The sequence below is a fragment of the Terrirubrum flagellatum genome, from assembly GCF_022059845.1.
GTDB lineage: Bacteria > Pseudomonadota > Alphaproteobacteria > Rhizobiales > Beijerinckiaceae > Terrirubrum > Terrirubrum flagellatum.
This window is the reverse complement of record NZ_CP091851.1, coordinates 255,186-272,382: the sequence shown is the minus strand read 5'-3', so window position 1 is coordinate 272,382 and position 17,197 is coordinate 255,186. Positions and strand designations below refer to the sequence as shown.

Here is a 17,197-nt window from a genome sequence, read left to right as displayed (position 1 = left end):
GCCCAACACCGGAAGCATTCATGCGCAAGACGAAATGGGGCGTCATCTCGACGGCGCGAATCGGCCGCGAGAAGGTCATTCCCGGCATCCAGCGATCGCGCACGGCCGAGGTCGCCGCGATCGCCTCACGCGATCTGAAGACCGCGGAAGAGACCGCGCATGCGCTCGGAATTCCGCGCGCTTACGGCTCTTATGAAGCGTTGCTGGCCGACCCCGGGATCGAAATCGTCTACAATCCGCTGCCCAATCATCTCCATGTGCCGCTGACGATGCAGGCCGCCGCCGCGGGCAAGCATGTGCTGTGCGAAAAGCCCGCCGCGCTGAATGCGGAAGAAGCTTCGCAGCTCCTGAAGGCGCCGGCGGGCGTGCGCATCATGGAGGCGTTCATGGTGCGCTTCCACCCGCAATGGATCGCGGCGCGCGACATTCTGCGGTCCGGCGCGATCGGCGAAGTTCGCGCGATCCAGATGTTCTTTTCCTTTTACAATGTGGATGCCGGCAATATCAGAAACATGGCCGACATCGGCGGCGGCGCGATGATGGATATCGGCTGCTATCCCATCACGGCGGGCCGCTATTTCTTTGAAGGAGAGCCGACGCGCGCGATCGGTCTGATCGATCGCGATCCGACCTTCCGCACCGACCGGCTGACGACGGCCATCCTTGATTTCGGCGCAGGTCGGCGGCTCGACTTCACGGTGTCGACGCAGCTCAGCCGCTTTCAGCGGCTCGAAATTCTGGGGACCAAGGGTCGTGTAGAAATTCTGATCCCTGTGAATGCGCCGGCGATGGAGCCAACGATCATCAGCCTCGATCTCGCGGGCGAAGGTGGCGACGCATCGGCCGAGAAGCGGACCATTCCCGCTTGCGATCAATACGCCGAACAGGCGGACGCGTTCTCCGCTTTCGTGCGCGGCGAGATCGATCTGCCCTATGGCGCCGCCGACGCGGTGCAGAGCATGCGCATCATCGACGCGATTGTCCGCTCGGAAAAGAGCGGCGCCTGGGAGAAGATCGCGGGCTGAGCCCGCATCAATGTCTGAAGTGCCTGATCCCGGTGAGAACCATCGCGATGCCGGCGGCGTCCGCCGCAGCGATGACTTCGGCGTCGCGCATCGAGCCGCCGGGCTGAATCACGGCGGTCGCGCCAGCGTCGATGATCGATTGCAGTCCGTCGGCGAACGGAAAGAACGCGTCTGACGCCGCGACAGAGCCGCGCGTCCAGCTCGTCTGCTCCTTGGCCGCGCGCGCGGCCTCTTCCGATTTCCATGCAGCGATGCGCGCTGAATCGACGCGGCTCATCTGGCCCGCGCCGACGCCAACCGTGGCGCCGTCCCTGGCATAGACGATCGCGTTCGACTTCACATGCTTTGCGACGCGGAACGCGAAGCGCAGATCACTCATCTCGGCCGCTGTCGGCGCGCGCTTTGTCGCGACGCGCAAGCTCGAATCGTCGAGCACGATCGCGTCGCGATCCTGCACGAGAAGACCGCCCGACAGGCTGCGGAATGTCAGGCCACGCGCCGCAGGATCGGGCAGCCCGCCGGCGAGCAACAGACGCAGATTTTTCTTCGCCGCAAAAACGGCGATCGCATCTTCATCCGCATCGGGCGCGATCACCACTTCGGTGAAGATCTGCGTGATCTCCTCGGCTGTCGCGCGATCGAGCTTGCGGTTGAAGGCGACGATGCCGCCGAAGGCCGAAACGGAATCGCAGCGGAACGCCTTGCGATAGGCTTCGATCAGGCTTCTACCAACGCCGACGCCGCAGGGATTGGCGTGCTTGACGATCACACAAGCGGCGGAGTCCGCAGGATCGAACTCGGCGACGCATTCGTACGCTGCGTCAGTATCGTTGAGATTGTTGTAGGATAGCTCCTTGCCCTGCACCTGTCGCGCCGTGGCGACTCCCGGCCGCGCTTCCCCGCTGCGATAGAACGCGGCCGACTGATGCGGGTTTTCGCCATAGCGCAGGCTTTGCGCCAGCGTTCCAGCGAAGCTGCGCCAGGTCGGCGTCGCCTCGCCCGCCTCTTTAGCGAGCCAGTTCGAGATCGCGGAATCGTAAGTCGACGTGCGCGCGAAAGCCTTGGCGGCAAGGCGCGTGCGGAATTCGAGGCTTGTCGCGCCGTCATGCGCGGCAAGTTCGGACAGCAGCGCCGCATAATCCGCGGGATCAACGATGACGGTCACGCCGTCGAAATTCTTGGAAGCGGCGCGGATCATCGCCGGCCCGCCGATGTCGATATTCTCGACGCAATCCTCGAACGACGCGCCGCCGGCCAGCGCCTGCTCGAAGGGATAGAGATTGGAGATCAGGAGATCGATCGGCTCGATCCCGTGCGCGAGCATCGCCGCGCTATGCTCGGGATTTTCGCGCACCGCGAGCAGGCCGCCATGGATGCGGGGATGGAGCGTCTTCACCCGCCCATCCATGATCTCGGGAAAGCCGGTCACATCGGCGACCTCCTTCACGGGCACGCCGGCCTGGGCGAGCGTTTTGCGGCTCCCTCCGGTCGACAGTATCTCCACTCCGCGCGCCGCCAGCGCCTGCGCCAGCTCGACCAGCCCCGCCTTGTCGGAGACGGAGAGAAGAGCGCGGGAAATGCGGCGGAGCTTGCTGGGCATCGGAGACCTCTTTCGTGCGCCGCCTAACACAGCCCTGCGGCGGGTGGAACGCTGGAAACAGGTCTTTTGACAGGTCGCTGCGGCTGGCGCTCACTGAACATAGGTATTAAACCCCGGCGCGACCTGCCTCGCTTCCGGCAGGTCAGGGCGAAGTGAGGCGCGATGACGCAGGATTCGGGGGTGGCGTGTGGCGTGAAGCGCGTGCCCTGCTCGGAATGCGCCCTGAGACAGTTGCCGATCTTCACCAAGGTCAGCCCTGAGGAATTGGCGACAATCGCCAACATCAAGCGCGAGGATCGGCTTGTGAAGGCGGGCGAAACCATCGTCCGTCCGGGCGAGGAAAACGCCGAACTGTTCACGCTCTATCGCGGCTGGGCCTTCCGTTATCGCACCCTCTCAGACAGCCGCCGGCAAATTCTCCATTTTGCGCTGCCGGGCGATCTGATCGGCCTGCAATCCGCGCTGTTCGAAGCGGCGCAATATGGCGTCGAAGCGCTGACGGACATACATCTCTGCGTCCTGCCGCGCAGGGAAGTATGGAAACTGTTCGGCGCCATGCCGCAGCTCGCCTTCGATCTGACCTGGCTCGGCGCGCGCGAAGAGTCGCTGGTCGATGAAGGCATGCTCACCGTCGGCCGTCGCACGGCGGATGAACGTGTCGCGTCCCTGCTCATCGGTCTCTTCAAGCGGGCCCGCGCGCTTGGCCTCGCGACAGGCAACATTGTCAATTTGCCTCTGACTCAGCAGCATATCGCGGACGCGCTCGGCCTTTCCCTCGTGCACACCAACAAGACCCTGTCGCGGCTGAGACGTTACGGGCTTTACGCGCGGAAGGGCACGCAGTTCGAAATGCTGAATATCAGGGCGCTCGAACGCCTGTCCGAATTCGCCGACCGTGAATTGCGCCCGCGCCCCTTGATGTAAGAAGTCAGACCGGCCTGTCGCCGATCTGGCGCGCGCCAAGAATGGCGAGCGCGCGCCGCCACCGCGCCCATACCGTTTCGTGGAAATAGGCCGGCGCCACCAGACGGACGCCGGCCTCTTCACGGCGCAGCGTGACCGTGCGCGCATGATACTCTTCGAGTTCCGGCCGATGCGAGACGCTGATTAATGTCATCTCGCTCAGTTCGCTGCGGAAGCTCTCCATCAGGGCGCGCTGGGTCTCGACGTCGAGCGCCGAGGTCGCTTCATCCATGACGAGGATGTCGGGCTTCGACAGAAAGACCCGCGCAAAGGCGATGCGCTGCTGCTCGCCGCCGGACAGCGTCTGATCCCAGCGATCGACATCGTCAAGCCGTTCAATCAGATGTTCGAGATGCGCGCGTCTGAGCGCGGCCGTGACATCTTCTTTTTTGATGGAGTCCGCCGGAGCGGGATAGGCGACGGCCTCGCGCAGCGATCCCAAGGGAATATAGGGCCGCTGCGGGACGAACATGATCGAGGCGTTCTTCGGAAGCCGAATCTCGCCGGAGCCCCAAGGCCATAGCCCCGCCACAGCCCTGATGAGCGTGCTTTTCCCGGTGCCGCTTTCACCGGCGATCATCACGCTCTCGCCACGGCCGATCACCACGTCAGCCTCCTCGATCACCACGACGCCGTCGTCGCGTTCGATGCGAAGATCGATCAGATGAATCGCATCGTCAGGAGAATCGGAAATCCTGATGCTGGACAAGGCATGGTTGTCCGCGCCGTGAGTCACATAGTCGAGGCCGGAAACCAGTCCCATCACGCGGTTCGCCGAAGCGCGCCATTCCGCCAGCCGGATGAAGTTGTCCATGATCCAGTTGAACGCGAGTTGCACCTGAACAAAGGCTGCGCTGACTTGCATAAGCTGGCCGAGCGTGAACTCGCCGGACATATATTTCGGCGCGCCAAGCAACAAGCAGACGATCGGCAGAATGACGTTGCTAGCATTGGTCATGAGCGTGATGCGCGCCATGCTCTGGATCACGCCGCTCCAGGCCTGCGCGAGAAGCTGATAAGCGGCCGAAACACCGGCGCGTTCATTGGCCTCGCCGCCAATCAGCGCGATGCTTTCGGCGCTTTCCTTGATCCGCGTCAGTTCGAAGCGGAGGTCAGCCTCCTTGCCGTTCTTCATCTCGACATCGTCGATCAACCGACGGCCGACGAACACCGTCAACAACGACATGATCAGCGCGTAGAGAGCCGCTGTGAGCACGAAGAATCCGGGAACGCGCACATCGCCGGTCCATGAGGTGGAAACCGTGAGAGCGCCCCCGACCGCCCACAGCACGATCAGAAAGGCGAAGGCTGAGAGGATCGCATTGAGCAGGCCGATGGCGAAATCCACCAGCGGCTCGATCGCCAGCCTGACATCATCCGCGATGCGGAATTGCGGATTGTCGTGATCGCCTTCAACGATGCCGAGCTTGTAATAGGAACGATCATCAAGCCAACGCGCGACAAGCTCTTCACTGAGCCAGCGTCGCCATGAGAGCTGAAGATGCATGCGGCAAAGCACAAGCGCGCCATTCACCAGCGCGCCAGCGACGACGAGCGCCGCAAACAAGGTTACGAGCGGGGGAAGTTCGCCAAGCTGCTTCTGTTCGAGCGTGTCGAAGAAAGACTTGTTCCAGACCGTGAGATAATAGGCGACGACGACATTCAGAATGACAAAGCCGAGGACGCCTGACGTCAGCGCCCAAGCGCGCACGCGCTGCGGTCCGCTCCAGAAACCCGACGCAAGCTTGACGAAACCCCGTCGCGACGCCTCCGCTTCCCCTGCCCGCATATTTGCCTCCGGTCGCGGCGCCAACCGACAATCCCCTCAGCCGATCGATGCGATTGGCGTCAGCCCTTTTTCGGCGGTTATCGCGGCCATCGGAATGACAAGGCCAATGCGATCATCGCGCGAATTGTCGAGCTCCGCGCCGAGCTGGCGCATATAGGCGCGGGTGAAACGATCCGAGAGGCGGTTGACCGGGCTGCGTTCGGAGATTCCCGAAGATGATATGTCGACGGCAAGCCGCTCGGCGTCGAGAACGACGTCGAAGACCGCGAGATGCGCCTCGTCGACCGAAGCGTCGAGAAATCGCGGCGCGAGCTCCGCCAGCAGCATCGCGATCGCGATCGCCATATCGAGATCGACCTGCCGGTCCTCGCCCGTGATCGTCACGCTGACATGCGGATGCCGCCCTTCGACGCCTGGTTGCAGCCGCGTGATCACTTCGCGGACGACGGCGAGCACGCCGACAAAACCGCTCTCGGTCTGCGCGTAGGAAACGCCATAGGCGGCCGCCATGGCGTTGACGCGGTCCTCGGGGAATCGAAGCACCGCGCGCTGCTCGCGCGACAGGTTGCGCTTCTGCAACGCCAGCAGCGAAGCGATGACCTGGAGATTGTTCTTCACCCGGTGATGCAGCTCGCGGATATAGCGCCGTTTCTGGAACACCTCTCCTTCAAGCTCGACGGAACGCTCCGCCATGCGGTCGGCAAGCCCGTCGAACCGCTGCGCCAATTCCGCGATCTCCGACGGCGCGGCGGACGCATCGCCAACGCGGGAGCCGAGATTGCCCTCGGCGTAGGCTCGGGTGGCTTTCGTCAGTCGAACGACCCAGTGAATGACAACGCGCGTCAGTCCAAGCCAGACCGCAAATCCGACCAGCAGAAGCGTCAGCACGGGCGCGATCACTGCGAGAGTGAGCTGATTGCGCGCGTCGGCCAGCACGTCTGAATCACGCTGCCGGGTGACGAGCCAGATGTCAGGCGACGCAAGCTTGCGCGAGGTGATGACATAGGACCGCCCGGCAGAGTCAAAAGCGAAGCTGACGCGCTCCTGCTCCGGGAGAGGGAAAGCGAGCTGAAGCGTCGTATCGTCCTGCGCCGAAAGAGGCGCGCCAAGGCTCTTGCCCGATTTGTCGAGCAGCAGCGCCCTGCTTGAACCATAGCTGCGGAAGATCGCCAGCAGCCGGTTCAGAAAATCGCGATCCACCGTTAGAATCGCGACAAAATCCGAGGCGGCGCCGGACCCTCGCGCCGCCGCATAGATCACGGGCGCGCCTGTTTTGTCGTCGAGCAGCGACACCCGCGATTCGCCCGCGCGCAGCGCCTCGACGCCGAGCTCCGATATCGAAGTCGGCCGCATCTGCGAGTCGGCGGCGGAGCAGATCAGCGCGTCGTTGCGATAGACGAAGAGATTGTTGAAGCCAGGAAAGGCCGGAAGAACAGCGCGGATATTCGCTTCGCAGCGCGTTTCGGGACTGGCGTCCCAGGCGACAGCGGACGCGAGCAACCACGCCATGCGCGCGGAGCCGACCGGAATGGCCGCAAATCGCGACGTCATCAATTCGACATCGCGCTCCAGCGCGTCAAAGGCGGACGCCTTTGCGACGTCATAGGCCCGATAGGCGAGGACCGAAACCAATAAAATCGCCGGCAACGCGGCTGCGACGAGAATGATCAGTATTCGTGCGCGAAGCCGGTTCACGTTACAGGAAGCATCAGCAAAGAATCAGACCGAAGGCAGGGAAGAAGATCGCGAAATCACGGCGCGCGAAACCGGTTCAGGTCCGATATCCGCAACCGCCTCGATAGATAGAAGATCCGTCAGCTTGGCGCGGGCGCGATTGAGCCTGCTCTTGATCGTGCCAACGGCGACGCCGCAAATCTCAGCGGCTTCCTCATAAGAGAAGCCGGAGGCGCCGATCAGCGTCAGAACTTCACGCTGGTCGGGCGAAAGCTGGGCGAGCGCCTTCTCGAAATCCTTGAAATCGACGCGCGCGTCCTGCTCGCCTGAAACAGACAGGGTCGCCGCATAGACGCCGTCGACATCCTCGACCTCGCGCTTCCGTTTTCTGAGCTCGCCGAAATAAACGTTGCGCAGAATAGTGAACAACCAGGCGCGCAGATTGGTGCCGGGCGTGAAGCTCAACTGCGCGGCCCACGCTTTGACAAGCGTCTCCTGAACCAGATCGTCAGCGCGATCGCTCTTGCCGCAGAGCGACATGGCGAAGGCGCGCAAACTCGGGATTTCGGCCAGGAGACCGTCGCGGAAATTTGGAGCTGACGTCATGAGATGCTCCTATCGTGAGGAGCGCGAGAGTTCGTCGTTGCCCGCGGCGGCTTCAGCGGCTTCGCCAATCTGAGCCGGCTCCCCGGGCTTGCCGCCGGGGGAAAGCGCCTGAAGCTGGTCAAGGAGCGCGGTGAACCGATCCGGCACTTTTTCCTGCAAGACGTTGTCATACATCTGGCGCAGCTTGACCCCGATCCGAGCCTGGGCGTCGGGCGGCAGCGCCGGCTTCCCGTTCTCGTCAGCATTCATTGCGCGAACTCCAAAATCCTCGCATGCTAGAAACGCATGCTTCGCCACTCTCTACCGGCCGCCCCGCCGCGGGAGTTCTGACGCCGAATGACGATCCGACGCATTTGTTCCATAGGCGCGGAACAATCGTCATGAGGGCGAATTGTTCCCTCCAAGAAGGTTACTTTTTGCAGCGGAGCGCCCAAAATGACCATCACCCAGGTGATCAGCCCCCACCTTCCGTATCTGAGGCGCTTCGCTCGCGCCCTTTGTGGCAGCCAAGAGGCAGGAGACGCTTACGTGGTCGCGTCTCTGGAAGCGCTGGTCCAGGACCAAAATCTGTTCAGGACCGATCTGCAACCTAGAGTTGCGCTCTATCATCTGTTTCTTGCCATCTGGAGCAAGGTCCCGCTGAACTCCATGACGACGCGCCCGTTCGAGGGCATCCGCGCGCTGGAGAACCTCACGCCCCGAAGCCGCCAGGCGTTCCTGTTGACGGCAGTCGAAAGCTTTTCGGCGGACGACGCCGCGCGGGTGATGGGTGTGGATCGCGCGGAGTTCGACAAGCTGCTCAATCAGGCCAACGGCGAGATCGCCGAACAGGTGGCGACGGACGTCCTGATCATCGAGGATGAGGCGATCATCGCGCTCGATCTGGAAGCGCTGGTGGAAAGCCTCGGACATCGGGTCGTGGACGTGGCGCGCACCCACAAGGAAGCGGTCGAGATGGCCCGCAAGCACAAGCCCGGTCTTGTGCTCGCCGACATCCAGCTTGCGGACGGCAGTTCCGGGCTGGAGGCCGTGAACGAAATCCTCGAGACGTTCGAGGTGCCCGTGATCTTCGTCACCGCCTATCCCGAACGGCTGCTGACCGGCGCGAAGCCCGAGCCGGCGTTTCTCATCACCAAGCCGTTCCAGTCGACGACTTTGAAGGCCGTCATCAGCCAGGCGCTCTTTTTTGATCAGAAGAGCCGCAAAGCGGAAGCAGCCTGATTATAATATAGTTATAGCCGGCGTCGCGCGATTGGCTTCGGCCCGCAGCGACGCCGGGGCTGCCGCCAAAACTCAATTCCATATGATTGCCGGCGGTCAAAAATTTTCCCCCGCGCCAATGTCAAATGACATAGAGCATGGCGCGAAAAAGTGGGAACCGGTTTTTCGCAAAAGCCATGCTCTAAGCTTTTGGAATCGATCACGTTCCCGCATTTTGATTGATTCAATCAAAATGCGGCGTGATCTGGGCCGCATTTCACACGCAGCGTAGACACATTAGTCCGCTGGCTATAACCAGCGTGGATGTCGGATTTCACGCCGCCCAAGCCTTACGCGCCCGTCGCCGTCGGCGCTTCGCGCCGTTCGGCGCCCTGCTTCCAATGAATTTTTCGAAGAGCGCGACAGCGATCCTTGTCGCGGCCATCATCGTCACAGGCGGCGTCCTGATTTTCCAATGGCGCGCATTGAGCCGGGCTCGCACGCAAGTCGAACATTCGCTTATCGTGATCGAACGCGCGCGCGCAGCGAATGCGCAAATGATCGATGGAGAAACCGGCCAGCGCGGCTACATCATCACCCAGGATCCTCTGTTCCTCGAACCTTATGAAAAGGCGCGCCGTGAGGCGCCGGCAAGCCTCGCCGCATTGACAATGTCGACGCAGGACAACCCCGTTCAGGTCAGGCGTCTTGAGCGCCTGCAGTCTCTTTGGAACGAGCGCGCCGCGCGCCTGGCCGCAGTCATCGAGCTTGTCCAGCGCGGACAGATCGATCTCGCCAGGGAGCGCGTGAAAACAGGGGACGGCAAGGCGCTGATGGACGGCATCCGCGCCGAGGTGGACGATGTCGTCAAAGAGGAGCAGTCGCTCCTTTCCGCGCGACTGCAGCGAGCCGAAAGCGCGGAACGGATCGGGCGCGTCCTGCTGTTCGTCGTTATTGGCCTCGCCTCCGCGAGCCTCCTCGCAATGCTCGCCAATTTGCGCAAGAGCAACAAACAGCTAACAAGCCTTTTCGAGGCGGAGCGTCGGACGGCGAGGTCGCTCGAAACCGCGCGCGCGGAACTCGCCTCGACCGTGTCACAAACACAGCTACGGCTCAACGACGCCTCGCGCTTGCTGGCGGCTGCAGTGGCGAATGCGCCGATCGTCGTCTGGAATCAGGACACAAACCTCGTCTATCGCTGGTTCAGCGGTCATGCGCTTGGACAAACTCCAGATTATTTCATCGGCCGCAGCGATAGCGAAGCGCTGCCGGAGCGCATCAAACAGACGGTGATCTCGAACAATCTCGCCGTCCTCGAAAGCGGCCAGCCGCGCACTTACGAACTGTTGTTTCCCGGCAAGGATGGAGATTCCTGGTTCGACGTTCGCATCGAACCGACGCGCGACGGCGAAGGCGCGATCAATGGGTTAACGGGCGTCGCCGTCGAAATCACCGACCGCAAGCGCCGCGAGCAAAACATCCGGCTCCTGATGCGCGAGATCGCGCACCGGGCGAAGAATATTCTCGCGGTCGTGCAGGCGATGGCGCGACAGACCGCAGCGACAACGCCGGAGCCGCAAGCCTTCATCGACCGTTTCGCCGCGAGGCTCGAAGCGCTGGGCGCAACGCATGCTCTTTTGGTCGACGAAGGTTGGAAAGGCGCTGATATCGGCGATCTCATCCGCTCGCAGATGGGCCATCAGCTCGATCTGATCGGCAAGCAAATATTTCTCGACGGACCGCTTTTGAGCATTCCGTCCGAGATTGCGCAGAATATCGGGCTTGCGCTGCATGAGCTCACGACCAACGCATCGAAATATGGCGCGCTGTCGGTTCCCGAGGGCCGCGTCGATGTGAGCTGGGCCGTCACCGAGAGCGCCAACGGCGCGCAAGACGTATCGCTCCAATGGATCGAAAGCGGCGGGCCGCCGGTCGTTCCGCCAAAACGCAAGGGCTTCGGGCAGGTGGTCATCGAGCGAACCGTGTCGCGCGCTGTCGGCGGCAAAGTTGAGATGAGTTACGATCCCAAAGGCTTCTCATGGAAGCTGAGCTTCCAGATCAGGGATTCCGACGAGAATACGCCCGACGCCGCTCAAGCCGCGCCGGGCGCAAATCAATAATTGTCTTGTGGCGCGGAAATCCGCGCAACTACGCGCCTCTTCTGATGAGGCCGACCAGCGCGGAGACGACGAAAAGGATGATCGCCGCCCAAAACAGAAGCTGCGCGCCGCCCATCGCAGTTCCAGCGACGCCGCCGAAGCCGAGAAACGCCGCGATCAGCGCGACGACGAGAAAGACGACAGCCCAGTGAAGCAGATTGCCCATGGTGAACTCCAGCATGCGGCGATCATGCGCACGCGCAAGGCGTGACATCCAATCACCTTCATCGGGAGCAATGTTCGCCTCGTCGCAAAAGTTCCGCGCCGGTTTTGCGTCGCCAGACGCTGATCAGCTCTTCGCTCTGCGAATATCCAAGAGTAATTCGGATTCGGTCGCTCGCAAGATTTCTTCCGAAAGTACCGGGTCATCGACCATCCGCGCCAGCGTCACCGCCCCGACGAGGCCAGCCATGGTCGCGAGCGCCTTCTTTCGCCTCGCGGTCTTCGTGCGCGCTGGCGCATTCTCCTCGAGCTTTGCGACCAGCGGCAGGAGCCCACGCGTCAGCGCCTTGCGCACATCGCCGCCCTGTCGCGCGCCATCGGACCCCAGCGCGGGCAAGGCGCACCCCTTGCCCGAGACGTCGGAATGGCGGCGGGAAAGATAGTTGCTCACCAACGCCGCAAACGCGTCGCCCTTGGAGCCTTCGGCGATCGAAGCCCAGGATTCCGCGCTGCGCGACAGCGAGCGCCCGCAGGCTTCGGCCGCAAGCTCTTCCTTGGAGCTGAAATGCCCGTAGAAGCCGCCATGGGTCAGTCCGGCCTCCTTCATGAGATCGGCGACGCTCACCCCGTCGAAACCATGTTCGCGAAACAGCCTGCTCGCGGCGGCGACGATCTTCTCGCGATTTTGCGCGGCCTGCTCCCGGCTCACTTTCATTTCAAGCGCCCCTCGCTTGACAGGTTAGATGATGGCCGACATATAACCGCTCCAATCATGATGATCAACATTTAACGGCGGTCGGGCCATGATCTCTTCCTTCGTCGCGGCGCGCCTGGCGGCGCGCAAAGTTCACTATGGCTGGGTCGTGGCCGCCGTCGCCTTCCTCACCATGCTCTGCACCGCCGGAGCGGTGGGCGCGCCCGGCGTCTTCATCGTGCCGCTTCAGCAGGAGTTCGGCTGGCGCACGGCCGACATTTCCTCGGCGCTGGCGATCCGGATCGCCCTGTTCGGATTGCTCGGCCCGTTCGCCGCCGCCTTCATGAATCATTTCGGCGTGCGCCGCATGATGCTGATCGCTCTTTCGATCATCGTCGGCGGACTTCTCGCGTCGCTCGCAATGTCAAAGATCTGGCACCTCATCATGCTGTGGGGCGTCGTGGTCGGCATTGGCACGGGCCTGACCGCCATGGTGCTTGGCGCAACGGTCGCGACCCGCTGGTTCTCGGCGCGCCGCGGCCTTGTCGTCGGACTGCTGGCGGCCAGTTCGGCGACCGGCCAGCTCGTATTCCTGCCGCTGCTCGCCAGTATGACCGAGCGCTTCGGCTGGCGGGTTTCGCTCGCTTTTGTCTGCGCCATGCTGGTCTTCGCGGCGCTGGTGGTTCTCGCGCTGATGCGCGACAGGCCGTCGGACCTTGACCTGCCCGCCTATGGCGATACCGCGGTTACGCCTCCGCCGCCGACTACGCATGGTCTGGCGCAGCTCCTGATGTCGCCGTTGCGCATCCTGCGCGACGTCTCGCGGACCAGCGCGTTCTGGATTCTCTTCGGCACCTTCTTCATCTGCGGCGCAAGCACGAACGGGCTCATCCAGACGCACTTCATTGCGCTCTGCGGCGATTATGGCATGGCGGCCGTGAGCGCCGCCGGCGTACTCGCCATGATGGGCGTGTTTGATTTCGCCGGCACGGTCGGCTCTGGCTGGCTTTCCGATCGCTACGACAGCCGCTGGCTGCTGCTCTGGTATTACGGCCTGCGCGGTCTCTCGCTACTGGCCCTGCCCTTCAGCGACTTCTCGATTTACGGCCTGTCGATCTTCGCCGTCTTCTACGGTCTCGACTGGATCGCGACCGTGCCGCCCACCGTAAAGCTGACTGTCGAGAATTTCGGACGCGAGCGCGCCAACGTCGTGTTCGGCTGGATCTTCGCCGGCCATCAGCTTGGCGCGGCGAGCGCGGCCTATGGCGCGGGCTTGAGCCGCACCGAGCTTGCGACCTATTTGCCCGCCTTCTTCGTGGCCGGCGCGCTTTGTCTTATCGCATCGCTGCTCGCCATCACCCTGTCGAGGCCCGGCGCGCAGGCGCCTGTCGCGGCGCCTGTGCCCGCCTAGTCGATCAAATAAAAACGCGCGGGCGCAAGCCCGCGTGAAACCATGTGATCATGGAATAGATGTCGTAGACCGGGCGCCCGACCTCGGCCTGCAGCGCAGCCGCATAGGGCGGCATATGGGTGCATTCGAGCACGATCGCGCCAACGTCGGGATGATCCACGACGAGCTTGCGCCCGGCCTCGATCACGTCCTGTTCGGCGCGCGCGACGTCCATATCCTCCTTCTCCGCCTTGATCAGCACGCGGAAGAATTCCTTGCCGTTCTCCGTACCAGCGATAGGCGTATCGCGCGGCGCGCCGGCGGCTTCGAGATGCGCAGGCGTCAAGGTTGACGCCGAGACGGTGACGACGCCAACGCGTTTGCCCGGCGGCAACAAAGATTGAACCCACGGAACCTGGATCAGAGCCGAAGTCGCGACAGGAACGTCAACAGCCGCCGCGAGCTCCTTCTGGAACAGCGACAGAAACCCACAATTCGTGGTGATCGCTTCCGCGCCGAGGCGCACCAACTCTTTCGCCGCATCGATGAAATCGGGAAGTAGTCCCGAAGCGCCCTGCATCACCACCTTCTCCGGGCTTGCTCCGCTGACCACGCGATAGAGAACCGGAAAAGGCCAGGTGGTCGCATTGCCCATATCGCCGAAGATGCGCGGAAAGCGCGCCTCCAGCATCAGCACGCCAAGCGGCGCGCCATAGATCGCTTTTCCGCCTTTGGCGATACGCGATGACGTGAACGAGCCGAGATGAACGGCCATGAGATCTCTCCCTCAGCCACCCGCGGCTGCAACGCGCCGGCAATGATCAAGCGCCGCGTTGATGAGATTGTCGCTTGCCTCCGGCGTCCTGAACGCGGAGTGAGCGGACAGTGTTACATTCTCAAGCGTCGTCAGCACATGGCCAGGCGGCATCGGCTCGATGGTGAAGACGTCGAGGCCGGCGTGACGGATATGGCCGGAGCGAAGCGCTTCGATCATCGCGTCTTCATCGACGAGCGCGCCGCGCGCCGTATTGATCAGAATGACGCCCGGGCGCATCGCTGCGATCCGCTCGCGCGAGATCAGCCCCTTGGTTTCGTCGTTCAGCAGGAGATGCAGCGAGACGACATGGCTCTCGCCGAGCAGCCTTTCAAGCGAAACGAATTCCACGCCGGGATGGTTCTTCGCGCTGCGATTCCATGCCAGCACCTTCATGCCAGAGCCGCTCGCGATCCGCGCCACCTCGGCCGCGATGCCGCCGAAGCCAACAAGCCCCAGCGTCTTGCCTGTCAATTCGACGCCGTCGGTGCGCAACCAGTTTCCAGCGCGCATTTCGCGATCCATCTGCGCGAAGGCCTTCGCCGCGGCCCACATCAGCGCAATGGCGCATTCCGCCACCGCCGTATCGCCATACCCCTTGATCGTGTGGACCGTAACGCCGCGCTCGGTCAGCTCTTCCGGGCTCATATAGCTGCGGGCGCCGGTGCCGAGGAAAACCACATGCTTCAGCTTCGCGCATTTCGCCGCGATCGGCGTCGGCAGATGCGTATGATCGATGATCGCGATCTCGGCGTCGCCGATGGCGCCCGGCAGCTCATCCGGCTTGATCGACGGATTGCGGTTGACGGCGACCGGCGGATCGCCGGGCCGCCTGAGCTTCTCCATCACGGCTGACAGCGTGTCGTTGGCGTCGACGAAAACGGCGCGCAAATACGTCCTCCTCAAGGGTGCGAATAGCGGGCCGCTCCAGCGCCCCGCCAATCTCCGCAACCTGATTAGGACGCCGCCGCTCCGCCGCCAACCGCGAAAGCGCGCGCTCGGCGCCGCTGCTAGTGCGCCAGCTCCTTCGCCAGCGTGACGCCGAGGCTCGCCGGACTGTCGGCGATCGCAATCCCGGCGGAGCGCATGGCCTCGAACTTGTCTTCGGCCTTGCCCTTGCCGCCTGATATGATCGCGCCGGCATGGCCCATGCGCCGGCCGGGCGGCGCGCTCGCGCCGGCGATGAAACCCGCCATGGGTTTCGATCGCCCTTTCTTGCGCTCGCTCTTGATGAAATCGGCGGCGTCCTCTTCAGCGGAACCGCCGATCTCGCCAATCATGATGATGGCGTGCGTATCATCATCAGCGAGGAAGAGTTCGAGCATGTCGATGAACTCCGTCCCCTTCACGGGATCGCCGCCGATGCCGACCGCGGTCGACTGGCCAAGGCCTACGTCAGACGTCTGCTTCACGGCTTCATAGGTGAGAGTGCCCGAGCGGGACACGATTCCCACATGCCCCTTTCGGAAGATCGCGCCGGGCATGATCCCGATCTTGCACGCTTCCGGCGTGAGCACGCCCGGACAGTTCGGACCGATCAAGCGCGAGCGCGATCCCGTCAGCGCGCGCTTCACCTTAACCATATCCATCACCGGGATACCCTCGGTGATGGCGACGATGAGTTCGATCTCGGCGTCGATCGCTTCGAGAATCGCGTCGGCGGCGAAGGCCGGCGGCACATAGATCGAGGTCGCCGTAGCGCCCGTCGCGTGCTTCGCTTCGGCGACCGTATCGAAGATCGGCACGCTGGCGAGCGTGGCGTCAGGATGCTTCGTTCCGCCCTTGCCTGGCGTCACCCCGCCGACGATCTGCGTGCCGTAGCTGATCGCTTGCGCGGTATGAAACGCGCCCTGACTGCCGGTGACGCCCTGGCAGAGCACACGGGCGTTCTTGTCGATGAGAATGGACATGCTCAGGCCGCCTCTTTCATCTTCACCGCAGCGGTGATCTTCGCCGCTGCGTCCGAGAGATTGTCAGCCGGCGTGATCGTCAGCCCGCTCTGCGCTAGGATTTGCTTTCCAAGCTCGACATTGGTGCCTTCGAGCCGCACCACGAGAGGCGCATTGATCGCCATCTCGCGCGCCGCTGCGACGACGCCTTCGGCGATGACGTCGCAGCGCATGATGCCGCCGAAGATATTGATCAGGATGCCTTTCACGTTGGGATCGCTGAGGATGATCTTGAAGGCGGCCTTCACCTTATCCTTCGTCGCGCCGCCGCCGACATCGAGGAAGTTCGCGGGCTCCATGCCATAGAGCTTGATGATGTCCATGGTCGCCATGGCGAGTCCGGCGCCGTTGACCATGCAACCGATCGAACCATCGAGCTTCACATAGCTCAGATCATATTTCGACGCCTCGACTTCCGACGGATCCTCCTCATCAATGTCACGCATCTTCAGGATTTCAGGATGCCGGAACAGCGCATTCGAATCGAAATTCATCTTGCCGTCGAGGCAGAGAAGATCACCGCTCTTCGTCACCACAAGCGGATTGATCTCGAGCAGGCTCATGTCTTTCTCGACGAACATGCGATAGAGATCGCCGATCAGCTTGACGCATTGCTTGACCTGATCGCCGGCAAGGCCAAGCGCAAAGGCGATCTTCCGGCCCTCAAAAGGGAAATAGCCGGCGGCCGGATCGATTGAGATTGTGAGGATCTTTTCCGGCGTTTTATGCGCGACTTCCTCGATGTCCATGCCGCCCTCGGTCGAAGCGATGAAGGCGACGCGCGATGAGCCGCGATCGATGATCGCCGAGAGGTAGAGCTCGCGATCGATCGCCGAGCCGTTCTCGATATAGAGCCTGCGCACCTTGCGGCCCTCGCCGCCTGTCTGCGCCGTCACAAGCGTCGCGCCCAGCATCTGCTTTGCGAACAAGGCGACTTCGTCGATCGAGCGCGCGAGCCGCACGCCGCCTTTCTCCCCGGCGGAGAATTCCTTGAATTTACCCTTGCCGCGCCCGCCCGCATGAATCTGCGCCTTCACGACCCACAGGGGTCCCGGCAGTTTGCGCGCGGCTTCGACCGCTTCATCGACAGTGAACGCCGCGAAGCCTTGCGGCGTCGGGACGCCATATTGTCGGTAGAGCTCCTTCGCCTGATATTCGTGGATATTCATCTC

The 17,197-nt window shown here is 62.7% G+C and carries 16 protein-coding genes; 5 read left to right on the top strand and 11 right to left on the bottom strand.

Going from position 1 to position 17,197, the window contains the following annotated elements; all coding sequences use genetic code 11:
• Positions 1–20 precede the first annotated feature (20 nt).
• Entirely contained in the window at positions 21–1,025 is a 1,005-nt protein-coding gene (locus L8F45_RS01365) for a Gfo/Idh/MocA family protein (RefSeq protein ID WP_342361092.1), read from the top strand.
• A 7-nt stretch (positions 1,026–1,032) separates the two neighbouring features.
• On the opposite strand, the gene purH is transcribed toward L8F45_RS01365, so the two are convergent.
• Positions 1,033–2,625 carry a bifunctional phosphoribosylaminoimidazolecarboxamide formyltransferase/IMP cyclohydrolase gene (gene purH / locus L8F45_RS01360; RefSeq protein WP_342361091.1) on the bottom strand — a complete coding sequence of 531 codons (1,593 nt, stop codon included), beginning with the start codon at positions 2,623–2,625 and terminating at the stop codon, positions 1,033–1,035.
• 162 nt (positions 2,626–2,787) lie between these two features.
• Here purH and L8F45_RS01355 point away from each other — a divergent pair, with 162 nt between their 5' ends.
• Positions 2,788–3,549: a Crp/Fnr family transcriptional regulator gene (locus L8F45_RS01355; RefSeq protein WP_342361090.1), complete on the top strand. Its 762-nt coding sequence runs from the start codon at positions 2,788–2,790 to the stop codon at positions 3,547–3,549.
• 4 nt (positions 3,550–3,553) lie between these two features.
• Here the strand turns inward: L8F45_RS01355 and L8F45_RS01350 are convergent, their stop codons facing one another.
• From L8F45_RS01350 to L8F45_RS01335, 4 genes are read right to left on the bottom strand one after another with little or no spacing between them, the layout of a single operon-like run.
• The gene (locus L8F45_RS01350) at positions 3,554–5,377 is read right to left on the bottom strand and encodes an ABC transporter ATP-binding protein/permease (protein WP_342361089.1); all 1,824 of its coding nucleotides are present in this window, start codon (positions 5,375–5,377) and stop codon (positions 3,554–3,556) included.
• A gap of 36 nt (positions 5,378–5,413) precedes the next feature.
• A complete protein-coding gene (locus tag L8F45_RS01345) occupies positions 5,414–7,072 on the bottom strand; it encodes a histidine kinase dimerization/phosphoacceptor domain -containing protein (protein ID WP_342361088.1) in 1,659 nt (552 codons plus the stop codon).
• A 24-nt stretch (positions 7,073–7,096) separates the two neighbouring features.
• A complete protein-coding gene (locus L8F45_RS01340; RefSeq protein ID WP_342361087.1) occupies positions 7,097–7,657 on the bottom strand; it encodes a sigma-70 family RNA polymerase sigma factor in 561 nt (186 codons plus the stop codon).
• Positions 7,658–7,666: 9 nt separating this feature from the next.
• Positions 7,667–7,906 carry a NepR family anti-sigma factor gene (locus L8F45_RS01335; RefSeq protein WP_342361086.1) on the bottom strand — a complete coding sequence of 80 codons (240 nt, stop codon included), beginning with the start codon at positions 7,904–7,906 and terminating at the stop codon, positions 7,667–7,669.
• 186 nt (positions 7,907–8,092) lie between these two features.
• Between L8F45_RS01335 and L8F45_RS01330 the strand changes: the two genes are divergently transcribed.
• Together L8F45_RS01330 and L8F45_RS01325 are read left to right on the top strand one after the other, a co-directional pair.
• Positions 8,093–8,878, top strand: a complete 786-nt coding sequence (locus L8F45_RS01330) for a response regulator (protein ID WP_342361085.1) — start codon at positions 8,093–8,095, stop codon at positions 8,876–8,878.
• 380 nt (positions 8,879–9,258) lie between these two features.
• A complete protein-coding gene (locus tag L8F45_RS01325; RefSeq protein WP_342361084.1) occupies positions 9,259–10,977 on the top strand; it encodes a sensor histidine kinase in 1,719 nt (572 codons plus the stop codon).
• A 28-nt stretch (positions 10,978–11,005) separates the two neighbouring features.
• Here L8F45_RS01325 and L8F45_RS01320 read toward each other — a convergent pair whose 3' ends face one another.
• Together L8F45_RS01320 and L8F45_RS01315 are read right to left on the bottom strand one after the other, a co-directional pair.
• Complete coding sequence (locus L8F45_RS01320; RefSeq protein WP_342363338.1) at positions 11,006–11,182, bottom strand: DUF1328 domain-containing protein; 177 nt, start codon at positions 11,180–11,182, stop codon at positions 11,006–11,008.
• A 123-nt stretch (positions 11,183–11,305) separates the two neighbouring features.
• Entirely contained in the window at positions 11,306–11,893 is a 588-nt protein-coding gene (locus L8F45_RS01315) for a TetR/AcrR family transcriptional regulator (RefSeq protein ID WP_342361083.1), read from the bottom strand.
• An 88-nt stretch (positions 11,894–11,981) separates the two neighbouring features.
• On the opposite strand from L8F45_RS01315, the gene L8F45_RS01310 reads away from it, so the two are divergent.
• Positions 11,982–13,283 carry an MFS transporter gene (locus tag L8F45_RS01310; RefSeq protein WP_342361082.1) on the top strand — a complete coding sequence of 434 codons (1,302 nt, stop codon included), beginning with the start codon at positions 11,982–11,984 and terminating at the stop codon, positions 13,281–13,283.
• 4 nt (positions 13,284–13,287) lie between these two features.
• Here L8F45_RS01310 and L8F45_RS01305 read toward each other — a convergent pair whose 3' ends face one another.
• The 4 genes from L8F45_RS01305 to sucC all read right to left on the bottom strand — a co-directional run bounded on the left by L8F45_RS01305 (position 13,288) and on the right by sucC (position 17,194).
• Positions 13,288–14,037: an aspartate/glutamate racemase family protein gene (locus tag L8F45_RS01305; RefSeq protein WP_342361081.1), complete on the bottom strand. Its 750-nt coding sequence runs from the start codon at positions 14,035–14,037 to the stop codon at positions 13,288–13,290.
• A 12-nt stretch (positions 14,038–14,049) separates the two neighbouring features.
• On the bottom strand, positions 14,050–14,967 hold the full coding sequence (locus L8F45_RS01300) for an NAD(P)-dependent oxidoreductase (protein WP_342361080.1): 918 nt from the start codon (positions 14,965–14,967) through the stop codon (positions 14,050–14,052).
• Between the two features lie 119 nt (positions 14,968–15,086).
• The gene (gene sucD / locus L8F45_RS01295; RefSeq protein WP_342361079.1) at positions 15,087–15,986 is read right to left on the bottom strand and encodes a succinate--CoA ligase subunit alpha; all 900 of its coding nucleotides are present in this window, start codon (positions 15,984–15,986) and stop codon (positions 15,087–15,089) included.
• A gap of 2 nt (positions 15,987–15,988) precedes the next feature.
• The gene (gene sucC / locus L8F45_RS01290; protein WP_342361078.1) at positions 15,989–17,194 is read right to left on the bottom strand and encodes an ADP-forming succinate--CoA ligase subunit beta; all 1,206 of its coding nucleotides are present in this window, start codon (positions 17,192–17,194) and stop codon (positions 15,989–15,991) included.
• Between the last annotated feature and the right edge of the window lie 3 nt (positions 17,195–17,197).